At 72.8% G+C, this 20,586-nt stretch carries 14 protein-coding genes; 5 read left to right on the forward strand and 9 right to left on the reverse strand.

Features of this window, described 5'->3' with window-relative positions; all coding sequences use genetic code 11:
- Positions 1-766 precede the first annotated feature (766 nt).
- The 4 genes from AH6_RS38430 to AH6_RS38445 all read right to left on the reverse strand — a co-directional run bounded on the left by AH6_RS38430 (position 767) and on the right by AH6_RS38445 (position 5,033).
- Positions 767-1,762, reverse strand: a complete 996-nt coding sequence (locus AH6_RS38430) for a DUF4192 domain-containing protein (RefSeq protein WP_245679655.1) — start codon at positions 1,760-1,762, stop codon at positions 767-769.
- Positions 1,763-1,962: 200 nt separating this feature from the next.
- Complete coding sequence (locus AH6_RS38435) at positions 1,963-3,411, reverse strand: sulfatase family protein (protein WP_083983873.1); 1,449 nt, start codon at positions 3,409-3,411, stop codon at positions 1,963-1,965.
- Positions 3,412-3,496: 85 nt separating this feature from the next.
- Positions 3,497-3,994, reverse strand: a complete 498-nt coding sequence (locus AH6_RS38440) for a phosphoribosyltransferase (RefSeq protein WP_067490676.1) — start codon at positions 3,992-3,994, stop codon at positions 3,497-3,499.
- Positions 3,995-4,037: 43 nt separating this feature from the next.
- Positions 4,038-5,033, reverse strand: coding sequence for an MlaD family protein (locus AH6_RS38445; RefSeq protein ID WP_067490679.1), 996 nt, complete (start codon positions 5,031-5,033; stop codon positions 4,038-4,040).
- 221 nt (positions 5,034-5,254) lie between these two features.
- Here AH6_RS38445 and AH6_RS38450 point away from each other — a divergent pair, with 221 nt between their 5' ends.
- Positions 5,255-7,345, forward strand: coding sequence for an ATP-dependent DNA helicase (locus AH6_RS38450; RefSeq protein ID WP_067490745.1), 2,091 nt, complete (start codon positions 5,255-5,257; stop codon positions 7,343-7,345).
- Positions 7,346-7,387: 42 nt separating this feature from the next.
- Here AH6_RS38450 and AH6_RS38455 read toward each other — a convergent pair whose 3' ends face one another.
- Both AH6_RS38455 and AH6_RS38460 read right to left on the reverse strand, forming a co-directional pair.
- Positions 7,388-8,602, reverse strand: coding sequence for a pyridoxal phosphate-dependent aminotransferase (locus AH6_RS38455; protein ID WP_067490681.1), 1,215 nt, complete (start codon positions 8,600-8,602; stop codon positions 7,388-7,390).
- Positions 8,603-8,636: 34 nt separating this feature from the next.
- A complete protein-coding gene (locus tag AH6_RS38460) occupies positions 8,637-10,193 on the reverse strand; it encodes a hypothetical protein (protein ID WP_067490683.1) in 1,557 nt (518 codons plus the stop codon).
- Between the two features lie 200 nt (positions 10,194-10,393).
- On the opposite strand from AH6_RS38460, the gene AH6_RS38465 reads away from it, so the two are divergent.
- The 4 genes from AH6_RS38465 (at position 10,394) to AH6_RS38480 (ending at position 14,741) form a co-directional block, all read left to right on the forward strand.
- Positions 10,394-11,113, forward strand: a complete 720-nt coding sequence (locus tag AH6_RS38465) for a TetR/AcrR family transcriptional regulator (RefSeq protein WP_245679656.1) — start codon at positions 10,394-10,396, stop codon at positions 11,111-11,113.
- Positions 11,110-12,120 (forward strand): AurF N-oxygenase family protein, encoded by a 1,011-nt coding sequence (locus tag AH6_RS38470; protein WP_067490689.1) that lies wholly within the window; start codon positions 11,110-11,112, stop codon positions 12,118-12,120. Before AH6_RS38465 ends, AH6_RS38470 begins: the two co-directional genes overlap by 4 nt.
- Before the next feature lie 3 nt (positions 12,121-12,123).
- Positions 12,124-13,668 (forward strand): flavin-containing monooxygenase, encoded by a 1,545-nt coding sequence (locus tag AH6_RS38475; RefSeq protein WP_083983874.1) that lies wholly within the window; start codon positions 12,124-12,126, stop codon positions 13,666-13,668.
- Positions 13,669-13,925: 257 nt separating this feature from the next.
- Complete coding sequence (locus tag AH6_RS38480; RefSeq protein WP_067490692.1) at positions 13,926-14,741, forward strand: SDR family NAD(P)-dependent oxidoreductase; 816 nt, start codon at positions 13,926-13,928, stop codon at positions 14,739-14,741.
- A 65-nt stretch (positions 14,742-14,806) separates the two neighbouring features.
- Here AH6_RS38480 and AH6_RS38485 read toward each other — a convergent pair whose 3' ends face one another.
- From AH6_RS38485 to AH6_RS38495, 3 genes are read right to left on the reverse strand one after another with little or no spacing between them, the layout of a single operon-like run.
- Positions 14,807-16,915, reverse strand: coding sequence for an ATP-binding protein (locus AH6_RS38485; protein WP_067490695.1), 2,109 nt, complete (start codon positions 16,913-16,915; stop codon positions 14,807-14,809).
- Positions 16,912-19,041, reverse strand: coding sequence for an ATP-binding protein (locus AH6_RS38490; RefSeq protein WP_067490698.1), 2,130 nt, complete (start codon positions 19,039-19,041; stop codon positions 16,912-16,914). The genes AH6_RS38485 and AH6_RS38490 overlap by 4 nt, the downstream gene beginning before the upstream one ends.
- Before the next feature lie 43 nt (positions 19,042-19,084).
- Complete coding sequence (locus AH6_RS38495) at positions 19,085-20,425, reverse strand: PP2C family protein-serine/threonine phosphatase (protein WP_067490701.1); 1,341 nt, start codon at positions 20,423-20,425, stop codon at positions 19,085-19,087.
- Between the last annotated feature and the right edge of the window lie 161 nt (positions 20,426-20,586).

The following is a 20,586-nucleotide window of genomic DNA, read 5'->3' on the forward strand; positions in this document are numbered from 1 at the left end:
CACAGCCGCTTTCGCCGAGGACGCCGCACCGACTCAATCCGTGGGGGTCTACAGGGGCCCACCCAACATCAGCCCCGCGCGGGTTTCGCGCACCCGACCAACAACCCCAGCTCTACGCGGGGTTGGTACAGATATCCACCAACCCCAACCTCACGCGGGTTTTCCATACCCGAGCACCTACCTCAACCCCACGCCCTCCACCCGAGCATCAGCCCCAACCCGTGCAGGTTTTTCACACAGGTCCCAGGTGGTCTCGGGTTCGACCCGATGAATCCGGAGCGGACGGCCGCTGTTGCAAGGAGAGGGAAGAAAGAAAAGGGGTAGCGGCCGTCCGCCCAGGTTCATGGGTCAATGGTTACGGTGATCGAACCTCCTCCATGTCGTCGCTGCGTCGCCTCTGTGTTGTTGGCCGCGAGTGCGGGATGGCTGTCCAGTCGATGTGCCTCTGTGTCATGCGTCGGCTGCCGGTGGGTCAGCGCCACGAGCTCGTCGGCCGGTGGCGGAGGGCCTCTGCTCCAAGTAAGGCTGTCTGTCCTCCTTGCTGAGGCGGGGGCGTAGGTGCGAGATGGGTTGTTCTCCTGGGGGCCTTGTCCAGGGCGCATTTGTTTTCCTCCTCTGTCAGCTCATTCACTGAGGTGGAGTGGGCCGGTGTCGACCGTGCCGTTGTCCATCGGACTTCGTTGGGCTGGGCTGCCGGGTGAGCCGGTAGCGCTTGGTCCTGCGAGGGGACGGGGAGCCATCCTGAAGCGGGTGGGCGGGTCGGTCCTCAGCTTGCTTTCGGGCGTGGCTTCGGTACGCGTGGTCTGGTGGTGCGGCCTGCTTTCGGGCGCGTCGGGAGCAGGTGAATGTGCAGCTCCGACGGCGGGATGCCCGCGTACATCACCTCCCGCAGCAGAATCGCCATCGTGTAGCCCGGTTCGGCGCGGTCCAGTGCCACGTTCGCCAGGCCGCCGTCGCCCGCGCTGTAGGCCGCGAACGCCAGGAGGCACGCGGGGGCCGACGCGTAGGGCTCATCGACGCGTTGCAGGATGTGCCGCCAGAAGGTGATGGCGAAGAGGGGATCGCCTTCCTGGGTGTGGCTCCATGCCGCGTCTCGGACGGTGAGGCTTGTCAGGTGGACGGCCAGGTTCGCGAGTTCGTCGTCGTCCGGGAAGGGGCCGCCTTCTTGGGCTCGGATCAGGAGGGCGTCAAGTAGAGCGATCCCCTCCTGGTTGGTGCGGGAGCTGGTTTGGGACCTCGGGCCTTCTCTCGCGCTGTTGAAGAACCTTTCCTCTGCTCGCGCCATCGCCTCGTGCGGCGGGCGGTCCAGTGGTGCCACCGAGCGGGCCAGCGCCTCGCGGTCGGGCAGGATCACCTCTCCCCGGTAGACCGCCTCGGCCGTCAGCCTGCTGGACGTGATGTCGTAGGTGTGGCCCGACGGCGGGCAGCACTCCTCCTGGGGGCAGGTGAGCGACCACCAGCGGCCGCCGTCCACGCGCACGGCCGCCAGCACCTCGATGCCATGGGCGGTCAGCGCTTCGCGGATCAGGCGGGCGGAGGGGACGACCAGGTCGGCCGGGCCGTAGCCCAAAACGATCGCGCCGAGGAAGCCGTTGCCCGCCAGGACGGCGGCGACGTGGTCGTCGGTGACCGGTAAGTCGTGGCGCAGGGCGCATGTCTCGCGTGGGCCGCCGCTCGCCAGCACCACGAGGCTGTCGGTCGGGTGGAAGCCGAGCATGAAGGGGACGGCGGCGATGGCGTCCTGCGGGTCACCGATCACCATGCGTGGTCGATCCTGTGCGTTCTGGGACATGGGTTGAGCCTGACAGGGGATGGCGGGTCAGGGGAAGGGGATCTGGCAGGCTGTGGATAACTTGGTGGAGGTTGCCCGTTTCCGCTGGTCACGGGGTTGGTCGGAATGTTTGGCGCGGTGGCCGACGAGTGTTCGCAAGGCTGGTCTCGGGGCTTTGGATCAGCGTCGTTTCAGCCCTGGTCCGCTCGGCGGCAGGCCCCTGCTTGGCACGTTCGGTATCGGGCCAGCCAGTTGTGCAGGTACGGCGGTGCCGTCGCTGCCTGGTTCCGCAGTTGGTACGGGTCCTTCGCCCTGTCGTAGAACTGGCGCTCCCCCGTCGCGTACTCGACGTAGGTATGGCGGTCCGTTCTCAACGCCGCATAGGTCGGCGGCAGCGGGCAGCCCTGCTGTGTCCTCGTGTCGCAGTCCGGGCCCTCCGGTTTGTCGCCCGGATGTCCCGCGTAGAACTCGATCAGCATCCCCCGTCGCCAGGCCACCTTCTGCCGCCTCAGGATCGGGAGCAGCGACCTGCCCTCGACGAACGGCGGGGTCGGTGCTCCCGCCAGGTCCGCGAACGTGGGGGCCAGGTCGATCGTGCCAGACAGAGCCGGAATCCGGCCGGGGCGGATTCCCGGGCCCCGCACGAGGGCGGGCACCCGCACGTCCTCCTCGAACGGTGTCGTCTTTCCCGGCCACAACCGGTGTTGCCCCAGGTGGAAGCCGTTATCTGAGGTGAAGAAGATGTAGGTGTCCGACAGCTTCCCCGTGGCCCGCAGCGTCTCCATGACGGAGCCCACCATGTCGTCCACGGCCAGCATCGAGCGCAGGCGGTCGCGGTAGACCTGGTCGATCCGGCTGATGGCTTTCGGGTTCAGTTTCGGCATCCGGCGCAACCAGCGCGGTTCGTTCTGGGCGGGCGCCCTGTTGAACGACGGCGGCCGGGGCGCTCTCACCTTCTTGAACGCGTTCGCGTGCCTGGGAGCGTGGGTCGCCGGCAGGTGCGGCGCTATCGGCGCGAGGTAGAGGAAGAACGGCTGGACGGACGACCCGATCACCGTCCTGGCTTTTTGGGTCAGCACGTCGTCCAGGTGCTCTTTGTGGTTCGTCCGCGTGCCCTGCTCGATGAGCTGGTAGTTCCGCTGCTTGTACATGTTGCGCGGCGCGGGCACGTGCCAGTCGTCCCAGCCCGGGGGCACGTACCCCGGGGCCGCCGAGGTTGGGTAGCCGTTCAGGAACTTGCCCAGGAACGCCGTCCGGTAGCCCGCCGGTTGCAGCCACGTCCCGATCGTCGAGCGGTCGTGGCCCCGGGCGTGGAACTCCTCGAAGCCCCCCTCGGGCGGGTTGTTGGTCCGCACGTTGTGGCTGTGCACGTGTTGCGAGCGCAGGATCGTCGCCCGCGACGGGCAGCACCACGAGTCCGCCACCGTGAACTCGGTCAGCTCCGCGCTCTCCCGGCGCAGCCGCGACAGGTTCGGGAAGCGGGACAGGTCCGTCCGGTCCAGGTCGTCGGCCAGGATCAGCACGATGTTGGGACGAAGCGGGCGCGCCGCGGCCGGGGCGTCCCCGCCCAGGGCCAGGGCCGGAGCGGCCAGCAGGGCCGGAAGCAGGGCGAACGACAGGGACCGGCGGGGGTACGGCACGGAGCGACCTTCGCTAGGAGAGGCTGAACTCTAGCGACTGTTCCCCCGCCGGACTGCGGGTATTACCGAGAGTGACGAATTTTGCCTAGGCGTCCAGCACCTGGTGTTCGCGCCGCACCACCGGCGGCTCGGTGGACCACGGGAAGTTGATCCAGCGGTCGGTGTGCCGCCACACGTACTCGCACTTGACCTCCGAGTGCGGCTTCTCGTAGACCACCGCGCAGCGCACCTCGTCCACGTGGTCGGCGCAGAAGTCGCGGACCAGCTTCAGGGTCGCGCCGGTGTCGGCGACGTCGTCGGCCACCAGCACCTTGGCGCCCGACAGGTCCACGGCGCTGGGCACCGGCGGGAGCATCACCGGCAGGTCGAGGCGCTGGTCCACGCCGGTGTAGAACTCCACGTTCATCACGTGCAGGTTCTTCACGTCCAGCGCGTAGCCGAGCGCGCCCGCCACGAACAGCCCACCCCGGGCGATCGACAGGATCAGGTCGGGCCGGTAGCCGCTGTCGGCGATCTCCTGTGCCAGCTGGCGGCTGGCGGAACCGAACAGCTCCCAGGTCAAAACTTCTCTATCCGCAGACACGGCCCTATCTTCGCCGATGGGAGGCGATGCCGGGTACGCGGGTCTACTCGCACAGGTCCACCACGGTCCGGCAGGCGTCCAGGGGCAGGGGCGCCTTGAGGATGGCCGGGCGCGTGCCCGCGGGTCCGTCGGCGGTCATGACGCTGGCCAGGCCGGTGAAGAAGCCGTTGAGGGCGTCGCCGAGGACGATCAGGTCGCCGGACCTGGCGGCGACGGTCCGGGCGACGGGCGCGGCCCCGTCCACGATCGCGCCGATCTCGCGGCCGTGACCGTCCAGCGTCCCGCCGACCTGCGCGGACAGGCGGCCCGCCTCGTCCAGCAGCTGGGTCACCTTGTCCGGCCGGTCGGTCGCCAGGGGCGCCAGGTCCGACAGGTCGCGCGCGGTCCCGACGATCGTGTCGCCCCGGCCGCCGAGGGTTCCGGACAGGCCGGTGATGTCGCTGATGAGGCGCTGGATCTCGGCGCGGCGGGCGTGCGTGGCGTCGGTCACCTTCGCGCCGTTGACGACGGTGCGGCGCAGCGCCGGGCCCTGGCCGTCCAGCCCGCGCGCGAAGGTGTGCATGAGCGTCGTCACGTCCTGCGGGTCGATCGCCTTGCTGGCCTGGTAGGCGGGCCAGGCGGTGTCGGACGGGTCGGCGGCGTCCTTGGTGCGGGTCAGCGTGCCGCCCTCGGCCAGGACTGGACCGTTCCCGAGGTTCAGCGAGATCTCCTTGGGTCCGAAGATCGAGACCGGGTCCACGCGGGCCTCGCTGTCGCGCGGCACCGGCACGTCGCGGCGCACCCGGAAGCGCACCCGCACCCTGCCCTCGGGCGTGAGCGCGACCGACTCGACGTTGCCCACGGTGACACCGCGCACCTTCACGTCGGACTTGGCGTCCAGCCCCTGCCCCGCGCGCCCGAAGAGCGCGTCGTAGGCCGCCGCGTCGCCGTGGGACGACGTGCCCGCCACGGCCAGCGCGCCCGCCGCGACGGCCATGGCGCCCGCGCCCAGCGCCGCGAACACCATCCGCGAACGCGCCGACAACGCGGAATCGCTCATCCGGACACCCCCTGACACCGGCCGGTTCCGGCCGCCCCTCGTAAGTGTGCACTTGCATTATGTGGGGCAGAAGAGGATCTTGGTGACCGCCGGGTAACGTGATCCGCCTCACGGCGCACGGCCCCGGATGTCACCGGCGGACGGTAGCGTTGGCCGACGTGCCCGCCCCTGACACGCTGACCGCCAGCGACACCGCGACTCCCGACGCCGCGACCTCCGACATGGCGACCCTGCTCGCCGCCGCCGTCGAGGCCATCGGCGGGGCCGAGCGCCCCGGTCAGGTGAAGATGGCCGAGGCCGTCGCCCGCGCCATCGAGACCGGCGAGCACCTGGCCGCCCAGGCCGGGACCGGCACCGGAAAGTCGCTGGCCTATCTGGTGCCCGCCATCCGGCACGCGGTGCGCAACAAGACCACCGTGGTCGTCTCCACCGCGACGATCGCGCTCCAGCGCCAGCTCGTCGACCGCGATCTGCCCCGGCTCGCCGAGGCGCTGCGGCCGCTGCTCGGCACCGAGCTGAAGTTCGCGATCCTCAAGGGCCGCCGCAACTACCTGTGCCTGCACCGCGTGCAGACCGGCGTGCCCGACGACCCCGAGGAGCAGGGCGCGAGCCTGTTCGACCCGCAGCAGCTGTCGGCGCTCGGCCGCCAGGTCAAGCGGCTGAACGAGTGGGCCGAGGAGACCACCACCGGCGACCGCGACGAGCTGGTGCCCGGTGTCGGCGAGCAGGCGTGGCGGCAGGTCGCGGTGTCGGCCCGCGAGTGCCTGGGCGCGACCCGCTGCCCGCAGGGCACCGAGTGCTTCGCCGAGCTGGCCCGCGCCGAGGCGGGCGAGGCGCACATCGTCGTCACCAACCACGCGCTGCTGGCGATCGACGCGCTGGAGGACTTCCAGGTCCTGCCCGAGCACGACGTGGTGATCGTAGACGAGGCGCACGAGCTGGTCGACCGGGTCACCTCGGTGGCCACCGGCGACCTCAGCGCGCCCGCGGTGGAGATCGCCGCGCGCCGCTGCGGGCGGCTGGTGGAGGAGGCGGTCGCCGACCGGCTCAAGGAGGCCGGGGAGGCGCTGGGCTTCCTGCTGGAGGACCTGCCCGCCGGGCGCATGGACGTGCTGCCGCCCGCGCTGGGCCAGACCGTCGCGGTGCTGCGCGACGCCGCGCACGCCTGCCTGACGGCGATCGGTCCGGAGAAGAAGGAGATGGACCCGGCCGACGCGGGCGCGCGCAAGGCCGCCCGGTCGGCGCTGGAGGAGATGCACGACACGGCGGTCCGGCTGCTGGAGTCGTTCCAGCCGGAGATCTCCGCGCGGTTCGACGTGGTGTGGCTGGCCAAGCCGTTCGTGCCGGAGGGCCGTCCCAAGCGGCCGCCGGCGCTGCACGTCGCGCCGATCGGCGTGGGCGCGCTGCTGCGCGCGACGTTGTTCGAGAAGCGCACGGCGGTGCTGACGTCGGCGACGCTGACGCTGGGCGGGTCCTTCGAGCCGCTGGCCGGGCAGTGGGGGCTGCCGCCGCTGGGCGAGAGCGCCTCGCGCGACGCCCGGACCGCCGCCGAGGGGCTGGCGCGCACCGCCGACAAGGAACCGGCCGAGGTCGCGGGCAAGGACAAGGAGATGGCCTGGTCCGGGCTCGACGCCGGATCGCCGTTCGACCACCCCAAGGCGGGCATCCTGTACGTCGCGCGGCACCTGCCGCAGCCGGGCCGCGACGGGCTGCCCGACGCCTACCTGACCGAGATCACCGAGCTGATCGAGGCGGCCGGGGGCCGCACGCTGGGGTTGTTCTCCTCGATGCGGGCGGCGCGGCAGGCCGCCGACGAGCTGGGCGACCACCTGTCGCACCGGCTGCTGTGCCAGGGCGACGACTCCACCTCGCTGCTGGTGAAGGAGTTCGCCGAGGACGAGCGCGCCAGCCTGTTCGGGACGTTGTCGCTGTGGCAGGGCGTGGACGTGCCCGGCCCGTCCCTGCAGCTGGTCATCATGGACCGCATCCCGTTCCCGCGCCCGGACGACCCGGTGCAGTCGGCCCGGCAGCGGGCGGTCGCGGCGCGCGGCGGCAACGGGTTCATGGCGGTGGCGGCCACGCACGCGGCGCTGCTGCTGGCGCAGGGCGCGGGGCGGCTGCTGCGGTCGATGGACGATCGGGGCGTGGTCGCGGTGCTCGACCCCCGGCTGGCGACCGCGCGGTACGGCGGGTTCCTGAAGAACTCGCTGCCGCCGTTCTGGGCCACGACCGACCCGCAGACGGTGCGGGGCGCGCTGCGCCGCCTGGACGCGGCCGCCAGCGAAAAAGCCACTGCGAAGGCCGACGAGTAGCGGCGGCGTGCGGGCCCGTCCGGCCCGCACGCCCGGGAACCGCTAGCGGCGGCGCTTCTCCAGGAAGACGCCGATGCGGCCGATCGCCTCTTCCAGGTCGTCGGCGTACTGCAACGTCACCACCCGGAAGTGGTCGGTCGCCGGCCAGTTGAAGCCGGTGCCCTGCACCACCAGGATCTTCTGCTCCTCCAGCAGGTCGAACGCGAACCGCACGTCGTTCTCGATCGGGTACATCTCCGGGTCCAGGCGCGGGAAGACGTACAGCGCCCCCTGCGGGCGGACGCAGCTCACGCCCGGCAGGTCGTTCAGCAGCTTGGCGGCGCGGTCGCGCTGCTCGCCCAGGCGGCCGGTCGGCAACACCAGCTCGTCGATGCTCTGGTGGCCGCCCAGCGCCGCCTGGATCGCGTGCTGGCCCGGGACGTTGGGGCACAGCCGCATGTTGGCCAGGATGTCCAGTCCCTCGATGTAGGACTCGGCGTGCTGCTTGGGCCCCGACAGCACCACCCAGCCGGACCGGAAGCCCGCCACCCGGTAGTTCTTCGACAGGCCGCCGAAGGTGAGGCACAGCAGGTCGGGGGCGAGCGAGGCGATGGGGGTGTGGACCGCGCCGTCGTACAGGATGCGGTCGTAGATCTCGTCGGCGAAGATGATCAGGCCGCGGCGGCGGGCCAGCTCGGCGATCTGCTCCAGCACCGCGCGCGAGTACACCGCGCCGGTCGGGTTGTTCGGATTGATGATCACGATCGCCCGGGTGCGGTCGGTGATCTTGGCCTCGATGTCGGCGACGCTGGGCTGCCAGTCGTCGGCCTCGTCGCACAGGTAGTGCACCGGCGTGCCGCCGCACAACGACACCGACGCCGTCCACAGCGGGTAGTCCGGGGCCGGGATCAGCACCTCGTCGCCGTCGTCCAGCAGCGCCTGCAACGTCATCACGATCAGCTCGGACACGCCGTTGCCGAGGTAGACGTCCTCGACGTCCAGGCCCGGCACGCCCGCCTGCTCGTAGCGCTGCACGACGGCGCGGCGGGCGGGCAGGATGCCCTTGGAGTCGCTGTAGCCGTGCGCCTCGGGCAGCGTGCGGATCATGTCCTGGAGGAGTTCGGGGGGAGCCTCGAACCCGAAGGGGGCCGGGTTGCCGATGTGCAGCTTCAGGATGCGCTGCCCCTCGGCCTCCAACTGCTTGGCGCGCTTGAGCACCGGACCGCGGATGTCGTAACAGACGTTGGTGAGCTTGCCCGACTGGTTGATGACCTGCATGAAACAACACTATTCGCGTCCCGTCCCCGGAAGCTCACCAGGCCACCGTGACCGGCACCGCCATCGCCGCCGCCAGGGCCCACCCCAGCACCAGCCCGAGGAGCGCGCCGCCGGTGGTCCCGGCGATCAGGACGGCCGCCCGGGACCGCGACGACGCGACGACCACGCCCGGCAGCGCCAGCAGAACCGTCAGGGTCAGCAGCGCCGTACCCAGGATGCGGATCCGGGCGCGGTCGTCCTCCTGGGCAGTCAGGTAGACCGCGCGTTCCTGGACGAGCGGGGCTCCATGGGAACGGACGAGTCGGGCCAACGCCGCTTCCCCACCTGCTCTCACCTGCACGAACGCGACCGTGTCCGGCGTGTCGGCGGTATGCGCGCTCCATGGCGAGCGCGGCATCAGGTAGTCGCCGACCAGGCCGGTGTCGCGGTAGATCGCACCGATCGCCAGGGTCTGCCGGGAGCCGCCCGCATAGGCGACGGTCACCCGCGACCCCACGCGCCAGCCACGTTCGGCCGCCTCGTCCTGCGAGACCGCCAGCGCGTCGCCGAGCGTCCCGGCGACCACGCCCAGGTCCAGGACATGTGCGAGGAGAGCGGGTTCCGCGACGGTCACGCCGGTCGGCCGTCCCTCGACGCGCATCTGGGTGCGGCCCAGGCCCGCCGCCGCCACGACCTCGGGCAGCCGGGCGGCCTCCCCAGCGAGCCGGGCGGGTATCTCCGCGCCGTCACCGGCCACGATGTGGGTCCCGTGGAATGAGCGGCCGAGCGCCTCGGCGGGCGCGGCGCGCAACGTCCCGGCCAGCGCGGTCAGCAGCAGCGCCGCCCCCGCCCCGGCCGTCAGCAGCGCGGCGGGACGGCCGAACGGCACCGGGCCGAGCACCACCAGCACGGCCAGGCCCATCACCGCGCCCGCCGTGGCCAGCGGCAACTGGCCCGCCAGCGCCCCGGTGACGACCGCGCCGCCCGCCACCAGGCCCAGCGCCGTCCCGATGATCACGCGGGACTCCGCCGCCCCGGCCAGCGCGAACGGGCGCGGCCAGCACGCCAGGACCGCCGCCATCGGCACGGCCGCCACAGGCAGCAGCGTGCCGCCGTCGGCTTCCGGACCGCCGCCGGGCAACGGCCACTGCGGCAGGACGGCGCACGCCGCGCCCACGATCGCGCCCAGGGCCGCCACGACCACGATGCGTACGATCGCAGGACGCGCAGCTCGTCGCGTGGAGTCCCGAGGGCCGGTCACCGCCCGGATGCCGGACGCCGCCGTGCGGCGCGTGGCTCGTCGTGCAGAGTCCTGAGGACCGGTCACCACCCGGATGCCTAGGGCCGTCATCAGCAGCACGATCCACGTGAACGCCGTGCGCACCAGGCCCAGGATCGCCGGTGCCCCCTCATGCGCCAGGCCCTGCCCGTCCAGGGCCGCCGCCAGCGTGCCGCCGACCGTCAGCGCGCAGGCCGCCAGCGCCGCGCACAGGAAGACCAGCGCCGTGCCCGTCGGAGCCGAAGGCCGCGCCTGAGCCTGAGCCGGCGGCGGGTCCACCGGCCTGTCGGGATGTTCCAGGACCGACCGCCGTGCCTCTGCCGCGTTGCCCATGGGCACGATCGTCGCGGGGCCGGGCCGCCCTGTCGTCGGGCTGGAAGCGTCACCCGTCCTGCACCCCCGGGAGCAGCCGGACGCGGGCGCGTACACCCGGCGGAGTAGCCGCGCCCGCATCAGACGAGTTGTCCAATTGTGATGCGGGCAACATACAAGCAGGCTTGCTTGCTTGTAAGTGCGCTCGTACCGTCGGAGGCGTGTCAGTAAGTACTCGCCGACGGCATATCCGCCGCCCCGGCGGCGGCCGCCGCACCCAGCAGGAGCGGCGCTCGCTCACCCGGGCGAGGCTGCTCGACGCCACCATGGAGTGCCTGGTCGAGCTGGGCTGGTCGGGCACCTCCACCACCGAGGTCGCCCGCCGCGCCGGGGTGTCGCGCGGCGCGCAGCAGCACCACTACCCCACCAAGATGGAGCTGGTCGCGGCCGCGCTGGAACACCTGCTGGAAGCCCAGCGGCTGGCCTTCGAGTCGGCGTTCGCCGCGCTGCCCGCCGAGCGCCGCAACGTCGAGGGCGCGCTGGACCTGCTGTGGGAGATCTTCCGCGGCAGCCCCGCCAAGGCGCTGCTGGAGCTGGCGGTGGCCGCCCGCACCGACGACGAGCTGCGCCCGCTGTGCCGCGACCTGAACGAGCGCATCCTCCAGGTCATCACCGAGACCTTCGAGCGGCTGTTCCCGGCCACCACCCTGCCCGAGGACTTCGTGCCCACGATGTTGCGCGGCCTGTTCGCGATGTTCGTGGGCCTGTCGGTGCAGAACGCGCTGGACGACGACGCCCACGGGCACCAGGCCGCCGTCCTCGCCCAGATCAAGACCATCGCCCTGCTGCTGGTGCCCGACCACGACCCCGCGTCCGACCCAGCGTCCGCCCCCGTGCCCGACTCCGCGTCCGACCCCGCCCCCGAGGGAGCGCCATCATGACCAAAGCCCCCACCGAACTCGCCGAAGAGGTCCGCGAGCAGGTCAAGGACCGCAAGTCCTACCTCGGCGTCATCGACCGGCTGAACAAGGCGTCGGTCGACAAGCACTGGGAGGCGTACGCCGACATCCCCTGGGACGACCCCGAGTTCCAGGTGGTCAAGAACGACCCGCGCTGGGTGCTGCCGCCGTTCGACCGGCTCGGCGAGACCGCCTGGTACCGGGCGCAGCCGCCGGAGATCCAGGCGCAGATCGGGCTGTGGCGGGTGGCCACCGCCATGAAGATCGGCCTGCAGTTCGAGAACCTGCTGAAGCGCGGCCTGCTCAACTACGCCTACTGGCTGCCCAACGGGCGGCCGGAGTTCCGGTACGTCTACCACGAGACGACCGAGGAATGTCACCACGGGATGATGTTCCAGGAGTTCGTCAACCGCACCAAGATGCCGATCAAGGGCATGCCGCGCGCGCTCACCGTGATCGCGCAGGTCGCGCCGTGGATCCCGCTGGTCAGCACCGAGCTGTTCTTCGTGTTCGTGCTGGGCGGCGAGGACCCGATCGACTACGTGCAGCGCAAGTCGCTGAAGAACGGGCACATCAAGCACCCGCTCGAAGAGACCATCATGAAGATCCACATCGCGGAGGAGGCGCGGCACATCTCCTTCGCCCGGCACTACCTCAAGCACCGGGTGCCGAAGATGTCGCCGTTCCGCCGCCGCATCCTCGGCGTGGTCACGCCGGTGATCCTGGGCGCGATGGCGCGGATCATGCTCTCCCCGCCCGGCCCGATGGTGCGGCACTTCGGCATCCCGAAGGAGGTCGTCCGCGAGGCGTACAAGAACGCCGAGGCGCAGGGCGAGATCTGCGCGTCGGTCGGCAAGATCCGGGACCTGATGGCCGAGCTGGGCGTGATCAACCCGGTCAACCGGCAGGTCTGGAAGGCGTTCGGCATCTGGGACGAGCCGAAGGCCCGCGGCGCCGCCCGCGCCGCCGGCACCGCGAAGGCCGCCTGACCCATGGCCGAGACCACCGCCGCCGCCCGTCCCGCCGTGGTGACCCCCGCGGCGGGCCCCGGCGGGCCCTACAAGGTCGTCGTGATCGGCACCGGCTTCTCCGGCCTCGGCATGGCGATCGGGCTGAAGAAGGCCGGCGTGCACGACTTCGTCATCCTGGAGAAGGCCGACGAGGTCGGCGGCACCTGGCGGGAGAACACCTACCCCGGGTGCGCCTGCGACATCATGTCGCTGCTGTACTCCTACTCCTTCGAGCCCAAGGCCGACTGGTCGCGGATGTTCCCCAAGCAGGCCGAGCTGCTGGCCTACATCAAGGACATCGTGGTCAAGTACGACCTGGAGCAGCACATCCGGTTCGAGACCGAGGTCACCGGCGCCGAGTACGACGACGCCACCGACACCTGGCGGGTCTCGGTCGCCGGGAACGGCGCGGCACCGGGCGAGGTCGTGCGGGGCCGGGCGCTGGTGGCGGGCATGGGCCCGCTGCACCAGCCCAACGTCCCCGACCTGCCGGGGCTCGGCTCCTTCGCGGGCACGACCTTCCACTCGGCCGAGTGGGACCACGACTACGACCTGGCCGGCAAGCGCGTCGCGGTGATCGGGACGGGCGCGTCGGCGATCCAGTTCGTGCCGCAGATCGCGCGGAAGGTCGGGTCGCTGACGTTGTTCCAGCGCACCCCGCCGTGGATCATGCCCAAGCCCGACCGGCGCATCACCAAGGTGGAACGGGCGCTGTTCCGGCGGGTGCCGGGCGTGCAGCGCGGCTACCGCAACGGCATCTACCTGTTGCAGGAGAGTTTCGTGCTGGGGTTCAAGAACCCCCGGCTGCTCAAGGCCGCCAGCAGCATCGCGCAGCTCCACCTGGCGCGGCAGGTGCCCGACAGGGAGCTGCGCCGCAAGCTCACGCCCGACTACACGATGGGCTGCAAGCGCACGCTGGTGTCCAGCGACTACTACCCGGCGCTGACGCGGCCCAACGTGGAGCTCACCACCGAGGGCGTCGCGGAGGTCCGCGCGAACTCGATCGTGGCCCGGGACGGCACCGAGTACCCGGTGGACGCGATCATCTTCGGCACCGGCTTCCACGTGACCGACGCCTTCGAGCACGCGCACATCGTGGGCCGGAACGGATTGCGCATCCAGGACGCGTGGAAGGACGGCATCCAGGCGCACCTCGGCGTCACCGTCGCGGGGTTCCCCAACCTGTTCCTGCTGCTGGGCCCCAACTCCGGGCTCGGCCACAACTCGATGATCTTCATCATCGAGGCGCAGATCCGCTACGTGCTCCAGTGCCTGCGGATGATGGCGGGCACCGGGGCGAGCCGGATCGCGGTGCGCGACAGCGTGCAGGACAAGTTCAACCAGTGGGTGCAGAAGAAGTCCGAGGGCGCGGTCTGGGTGGCGGGCGGCTGCACCAGCTGGTACCTGGACGACAACGGCGTCAACCGCGCCGCGTGGCCCGCGTCCACGGTGAACTACTGGTTGCGCACCCGGCGGCTGAACCCGGCCGACTTCCAGGTGGGGGCGCCCGAGCGCGTCTCCGGCTGAGGCGGGGAGGGGAGGGTGCGCGCCGACCTACCGGCGAGTAGACTCCCCGCAATTCAACAAAAGATCCAATACGTTCCGGACCGCCGCCGCGGGGCCGGGCCCACTCCCCCCGGCCCGGTCCCGCGGACCGGCATCCCGCCCCGGCGCGACGGCTAGACGGCACGACCGACCAGCACCACCGACCAGCGCGGTCGGCCGGCACGACCAGCAGCACGACCGACCAGTACGACCGAGCAGTCCAACGAGCGGAGCCCGCCATGAGCATTGCGATCGTGACCGGAGGCGCGTCCGGCATCGGCCGCGCCGTCGCCACCTCCCTGGTGGCGCGCGGCGACACGGTGATCGTCACCGACATCAACGCCGACGGCGCCCGGCGGGTCGCCGACAAGCTCAACACCCTCGGCCGGGGCAAGGCGACGGCCGCCGCCCTGGACGTCACCGACGCGGGCGCGGTCGCCGAGCTGTACCGGGGCGTCAAGGCCGACCACGGCCGGCTGGACCTGGTGTTCAACAACGCCGGCATCTCGATCGGCGGCGCGGCCGAGGAGCTCACCCTCGACCACTGGGACCGCGCGATCGACATCAACCTCAAGGGCGTGGTGCACGGCGTGCACGCCGCCTACCCGATCATGCTGGAGCAGGGCTCGGGACACATCGTCAACACCGCCTCGCTGGCCGGGCTGGTGCCGATGCCGCTCGGCATCCCCTACACCGCCACCAAGCACGCGGTGGTCGGGCTGTCGCTGGGCCTGCGCGCCGAGGCGGCCGGGCGCGGGGTGAAGGTCAGCGTGGTGTGCCCGAGCTTCGTGGACACCCCGCTGCTGACCAACGTCAACCCCGACCTGCCGACCACCTCGATGAGCGGCGACGCCAAGGAGGACATCAAGAAGGCGTCGCCGCGGCTCTACACCGCCGAGAAGCTGGCCCGCGACATCATCCGCGGCGTGGACCGCAACCAGGCGCTGATCGTGGCCCCGGCGCACGGCCGCGCCGCCTGGCGCGGGGTGCGGCTCAACCCGGGCGTGGCGGTCAAGGTCGCCTCGCTGGCGGTCGGTCGGCTGCGCAAGAACTGACCCGTGACGGCTGATCCAGCGCGCGTCCTCGGGGCCGGTCCGGCACGGACCGGCCCCGGCGGCGTTCAGGGCAGCGGGTCGGCCAGCGCGTAGGCGATCGTCTCCTCCTGATCCAGACGGCCGCCGACCCGCGCTTCGGCGGTGTAGGCGCCGTCGCCGATCAGGTCGCGAGCCGTCCGCGCGGCGCGCTCGTGGACGGCGGCGAACACCGGCGACCCCATCTGCGGCACCGAGAACGTCCGCCAGATACGGTCGGCCGCGCCGTGCAGCCGGGCGACCCGGCGGCCGCGCTCCTCGGCCGCCGCGACCGCCGCCAGCGTCTCCAGGCACAACGCCAGGCCCGGCCCGTCGCGGAACAGCCGCCGCACCGGCAGCGCCGCGCGCACGTGCCGGTCGGCGGCGGCGCGGTCGCCGCGCCCCAGCTCGGCCAGCGCGTGGATCCAGCCCAGGTGCGACACCAGCCACCGCTCGCCGCGCGCCGCGCCGTGCCGCCGGGCCCCGGCCAGGACCTCGACGGCCCGCGCGGTCTCGTCGGCGGCGCTCAGCGCGACGCCCAGCATCCCCATCGTGTGGACGGCCATGAAGTCGTCGGCGGGCCCGGCGGGGAAGGTCTCCAGCGCCTCGGTCAGCGCCTTGGCCCCGCCCGCCGGGTCGCCGCGCAACGCGATGGCCAGGCCCTCGAACGCCAGCGCGCAGGCCAGCTCGTAGACGTCGCCCCGCGCGCGGGCCTCGGCCGCCGCCTCGCGCGCGGTGGCCACCGCCGTGTCGTGGTCGCTCTGCGCGGTCTCGACCCAGGACCGGCGCGCCAGCGCCTTGGTGCGCGCGGGGCCCGGCGCGGGCGACAGCCGCACCAGGCGGTCCAGGTAGTGGCGGCCCTCCCGGGTGAACCCGGCGGCGGTCCACAGCGGCCAGAGCGCCGCCGCCATCTCCAGCCCGGCCCGCGCCTCTCCGGGGTCGGTCAGGCAGTGGTCCAGCGCGGCGCGCAGGTTGGGGTGCTCGCTGAGCAGCCGCCCGTACCAGGCGAGCTGGCCGGGCCCGTACCACTCCTGCTCGCAGCGCAACGCCAGGTCGCGGTAGTGGTCGCGGTGCCGCCGCCGCAGGGCACGCTCCTCCCCCAACGCGCCCAGCCATCCCGCCCCGTACTCGCGGACGGTGTCCAGCATCCGGAAGCGGCCCTCGGCCTCCTGCGGCCGCCAGAGCAAGATCGACTTGTCCACCAGCCCGGTCAGCAGTTCGGGCAGGTCGGCGGGGTGCAGCCGCTCGTCGGTGCAGACCGCCTGGACGGCCTCCACGCCCATGGTCCCGGCGAACACCGACAACCGCGCCCACAGCAACCGCTCGCCGGGCGTGCACAACTCGTGGCTCCACCCGATCGCGGTGCGCAACGTCTGATGGCGCGGCAACGCCGCGTGCGCCGAGCCCAGCAGCGCGAACCGGTCCTCCAGACGGGCCAGGATCTCCTCGGGACGCAGCGTGCTCAGCCGGACGGCCGCCAGCTCCAGCGCCAGCGGGATGCCGTCCAACCGGCGGCACAGCCGCGCCACCACGGCCCCGATGGCGGGGGTCAGCTCGAAATCGGGCGCGGCCGCAGTCGCGCGCGCCACGAACAGCCGCACGGCCGGGTTGTCGCGCAACGTCGCGAGGGGCGGGTCGTCGTCGCCCGGCGGTCCGGGCACGGGCAGGGGCTGCACGGTGAGCCGCCGCTCGCCCGGCAGGCCCAGCGCCTGCCGCCCGGTGACCAGGACCGCCAGCTCCGGCGCGGCCTGCAACAGCACCTTGACCAGGTCGGCGACGGCAGGGCGCAGGTGCTCGCACCCGTCCAGCACCAGCAGCGCGCGCCGGTCCGCCAGGTAGTCGGCCAGCACGTCGGTCTGCGGCCGCACCGTCTGGTCGACCAGTCCCAGCACCGCCGCGACCGAGTGCGGCAGCGTCGCGGCGTCGTGCACGGTGCCCAGCTCGACCAGCCAGACGCCGTCGGGATGGCGCGGCAGGGCGTGGCGGGCGGCGCGCAGCCCGACGCGGCTCTTGCCCACGCCGCCGACGCCGGTCAGCGTCACCAGCCGCGACGCCGCCAGCAGCCCGCGGACGTGTTCCAGCTCGTCCCGGCGCCCCACCAGCTCGTTGGGCTCGGACGGCAGGTTGCCGCGCACGGACGGGTCGGCCGGCACGCTCATCCGCTCGCCTCGCTGTGGGCGCGCCCTTCCTCCCGCATCGCGTAGGCGATGGCCTCGGGCAGCTCCCAGCCGTCGCCCTCGCCGACGGCGCGCTCGTAGGAGCCGTCGCCCAGCGCGGCCCGCGCGATCCGCTCGCCCCGCTCGTGGAGCGCGAGGAACTGCGGCGCGCTGAGGCAGGGCGCGCCGATCACCGCCCACAGGCGCTCGGCCGCGCCGTGCAGCCGCGCGGCGCGCACCGCGTCGTGGCCGGCGGCGACGGCCGCCAGCGTCTCCAGGCACAGCGCGATGCCCACCAGGTCGCGGAAGCGGGCCTTGACCTCCAGCGCCGCGCGCGCCAGCCGGGCGGCGCGCGCGCCGTCGCCCGCGTCCAGCCAGATCATCGACAGCAGCCAGTCCATGTAGGACCGCCACCACAACTCCCCGCTCTCGTGGCACAACGCGCGCGACCGCGTGGCCATCTCGACGGCCTGGTCGAGCGCACCGCAGGCGTTGAGCGCGAACGCCCGCATCCCCATCGCCATCACCGGCAGCACGTCGGCGGGCGGCAGCGGGCCGTGCAGCGCCTGCGCGACGCTCATCGCCTCGCCGCCGCGCTCGGCCTCGCCGCCCAGGGCCAGCGCCATCGCGTTGAACTGCACGGCGCAGGCCAGGTGGCGGCGGTCGCCGGTGCGGATCGCCAGCAGGCCCGCCTGCTCGGCGAACGCGGCGGCGGCCGCCAGGTCGCCCTGCCCGATCGCGAGGTAGGAGCACACCCACTGCGCCTTGGCGCGCGCCGGATCGTCGGGGGACGCGCGTTCCAGGGCGCGTTCGAGGTAGCGGCGGCCCTCCCGCATGGAGCCGGACGCGATCCAGAACGTCCACAACGCCGCCGCCGTCTCCAGGCACTCGCCCGCCGCGTCCGGGTCGGACAGGCAGTGGTCCAGCGCGGCGCGCACGTTGGGGTGCTCGCTGATCAGCCGCTGGTACCAGGCGAGCTGGCCGGAGCCGTACCACTCGTTCTCGCAGCGCAGCGCCAGGTCGCGGTAGTGGTCGCAGTGCCGCCGCCGCAGGGTGCGCTCCTCCCCCAGCGAGGCCAGCCACCCCGCGCCGTACTCGCGGACGGTGTCCAGCAGGCGGAACCGGATGCGGTCCCCGTCGGTGCAGGTCAGCAGGATCGACTTGTCCACCAGGCCGGCCAGCAGCTCGGCCACCCCGGCGGGCGGCAGCCGCTCGTCGGTGCAGACGGCCTCGGCGGCGTCGAGGTCGAGGCTGCCGGTGAACACCGACAGCCGCGCCCACAACAACCGCTCGCCGGGCGTGCACAACTCGTGGCTCCACCCGATCGCGGTACGCAGCGTCTGGTGGCGCGGCAACGCCGCGTGCGCCGTGCCGAGCAGGGAGAAGCGGTCCTCCAGACGGGTGAGGATGTCGGCCGCCGTCATCGAGCGCAACCGGACGGCGGCGAGTTCCAGCGCGAGGGGGATGCCGTCGAGGCTGCGGCACAGCCGCACGACCGTCTCCTCCTCGTGCGCGCCCAGGACGAAACCGGGGACGGCGTCGGCCGCGCGGGCCAGGAACAGCGCCACCGCCTCGTTGCCCGACGCGCGCAGGCCCGGCCCGCCGGGGCGGTCGGGCCGGTCGGGCAGATCGGGCACGGGCAGGGGCGGCACGGTGATGCGCCGCTCGCCGGGGACGCTCAGCGCCTGCCGCCCGGTGACCAGGACCGCCAGCTCCGGCGCGGCCTGCAACAGCACCCTGACCAGGTCGGCGACGGCGGGGCGCAGGTGCTCGCACCCGTCCAGCACCAGCAGCGCCCGCCGGTCCGCCAGGTACTCGGCCAGCACGTCGGTCTGCGGCCGTACCGTCTGGTCGGCCAGCCCCAGCACCGCGCCGATGGTGTGCGGGAGCAGGGCGCCGTCGCGCAGCGCGCCCAACTCCACCAGCCAGACGCCGCCGGGGTAGGCGGGCCGCGCGTTCCAGGCGGCGCGCAGCGCGATGCGGCTCTTGCCCACACCGCCGACGCCGGTCAACGTCACCAGCCGCGACGCCTTCAGCGACGTCGAGACCTGCGCCAGCTCCCGGGCCCGGCCCACCAGCGCGTTGGGCTCGGCGGGCAACCGGCCGGGGACCGGCCCGTGCTCGGTCATGGACCTCCTCGCGGCGACTGCCGTGCGCACCCCCTCCTCGTGTCTACAGCCCCGGACGCGATTCGTCACCCGTTCGCGCGATCTCGCCGCCGTGGCCGCGCGGCAGGGGCACGTCCACCCCCTCGAACCTCAGCAGCAGCAGGGCCGCGTCGTCGTGGTGGCTGCCGGCCGCGAACGTGCGGAGATCGGCGACGAGCAGGTCGAGGAGGTCGAGCAGATCGTCGGGGCGGCCCGGCGGGGTGCGGGAGACGCCGCGGGAGGATCCGTTCGCCCAGCCGTTGGCCGTACCGGCCGCCGCCCGGCCGTCGGCCGGGCGGGCGCCCGGGGCGTCGGCCCCGCCGTTCGCCTGCCCCTTCGGCCGGCCGTTCGCCGTCTTGTACGCCGCCCCGTTCCCGGTCGCGCGGTCGAGCGCGGCGGCGCGTTCGGCGAGCGGGTAGAACCGGCCGTCGGCCTTCGCCCGCGCCTCGGTGACGCCGTCGGTGTAGAGCAGCAGCCGGTCGCCGGGGCCCAGCGTCAGCACGTTGGAGGTGTGGCCGCCCTCGACCATGCCCAGCAGGCCCAGCGGCGGGTCGGGCGGCAGCGCGTCGGCGAAGGCGACCCGCCCGCCCGACAACACCAGCGGCGGCGGGTGCCCGCAGTTGATCAGCTCGGCGGTGCCGCCGGACTCGGGGATCTCCACCAGCAGCGCGGTGACGAAGCCCTCCTCGCGGTCCTCCTCCCGGCCGTGCCCGGCCAGGTAGGCGTCCAGCCGCCGCGCCGTCCCCGCCAGCGTGGGCTCCAGGTGGGCGAGCTCGCGGAACGCGCCGAGCACGTCGGTGGCCTTCTCGACCGCGGCCAGCCCCTTGCCCATCACGTCCCCGAGGATCACGCGGACGCCGAAGGGGGTGTCGACCACGTCGTACAGGTCGCCGCCGACCTGGGCCTGCGGGGCGGCGGCCAGGTAGCTGACCTGGGCGCGCACCGGGCCGAGCCGGTGCGGCACCGGCCGCAGCACCGCGCGCTGCATGGTCTCGGCGACCGCGCGCAGGGCGGCGTGCACGGTGTCGGCGTGGGTGCGGCGGTGGGCGGCGAGCGCCAGCATCGCGGTGACCCACACGATGCCGCCGGGGACGGTCACCGCGACCACCGGGGTGTAGGGCCACTGCTGGAACGCCAGCGGGACCGCGCAGGCCAGCGTGACGCCGCCGACCAGCATCGTGCACACGGGGCAGCAGGGGCGCAGCACGGTGATCGTGGGCACCGCGATGAGCAGGGCCATGCTGCTGTAGGGAGCGGGTAGGGCCTGCTCGGCGCCGACCGTTCCGACCAGCAGGGCGCCGAGCACGGTCATGGTGACCAGCCCCAGCCTGCTCTCGGCGTGGTGCGGATGATGCGACCGGAGCATGGGGGGCCGCCGTTCGTCAGGACGCAGGGTCCAGCCTCGATGACAGTGGCCGATTGTAGTCGCGCGGCCACCGCTTGAAGCGCGGACGGCGAAAAACGCTTGGGAACGCCGGACGGGGCGGCTCGCGGGCCCGGTCCGGCGGGCGTCCGGGGCTCGTCGGT

It is taken from the genome of Actinomadura hibisca NBRC 15177, from assembly GCF_001552635.1.
Lineage (GTDB): Bacteria > Actinomycetota > Actinomycetes > Streptosporangiales > Streptosporangiaceae > Spirillospora > Spirillospora hibisca.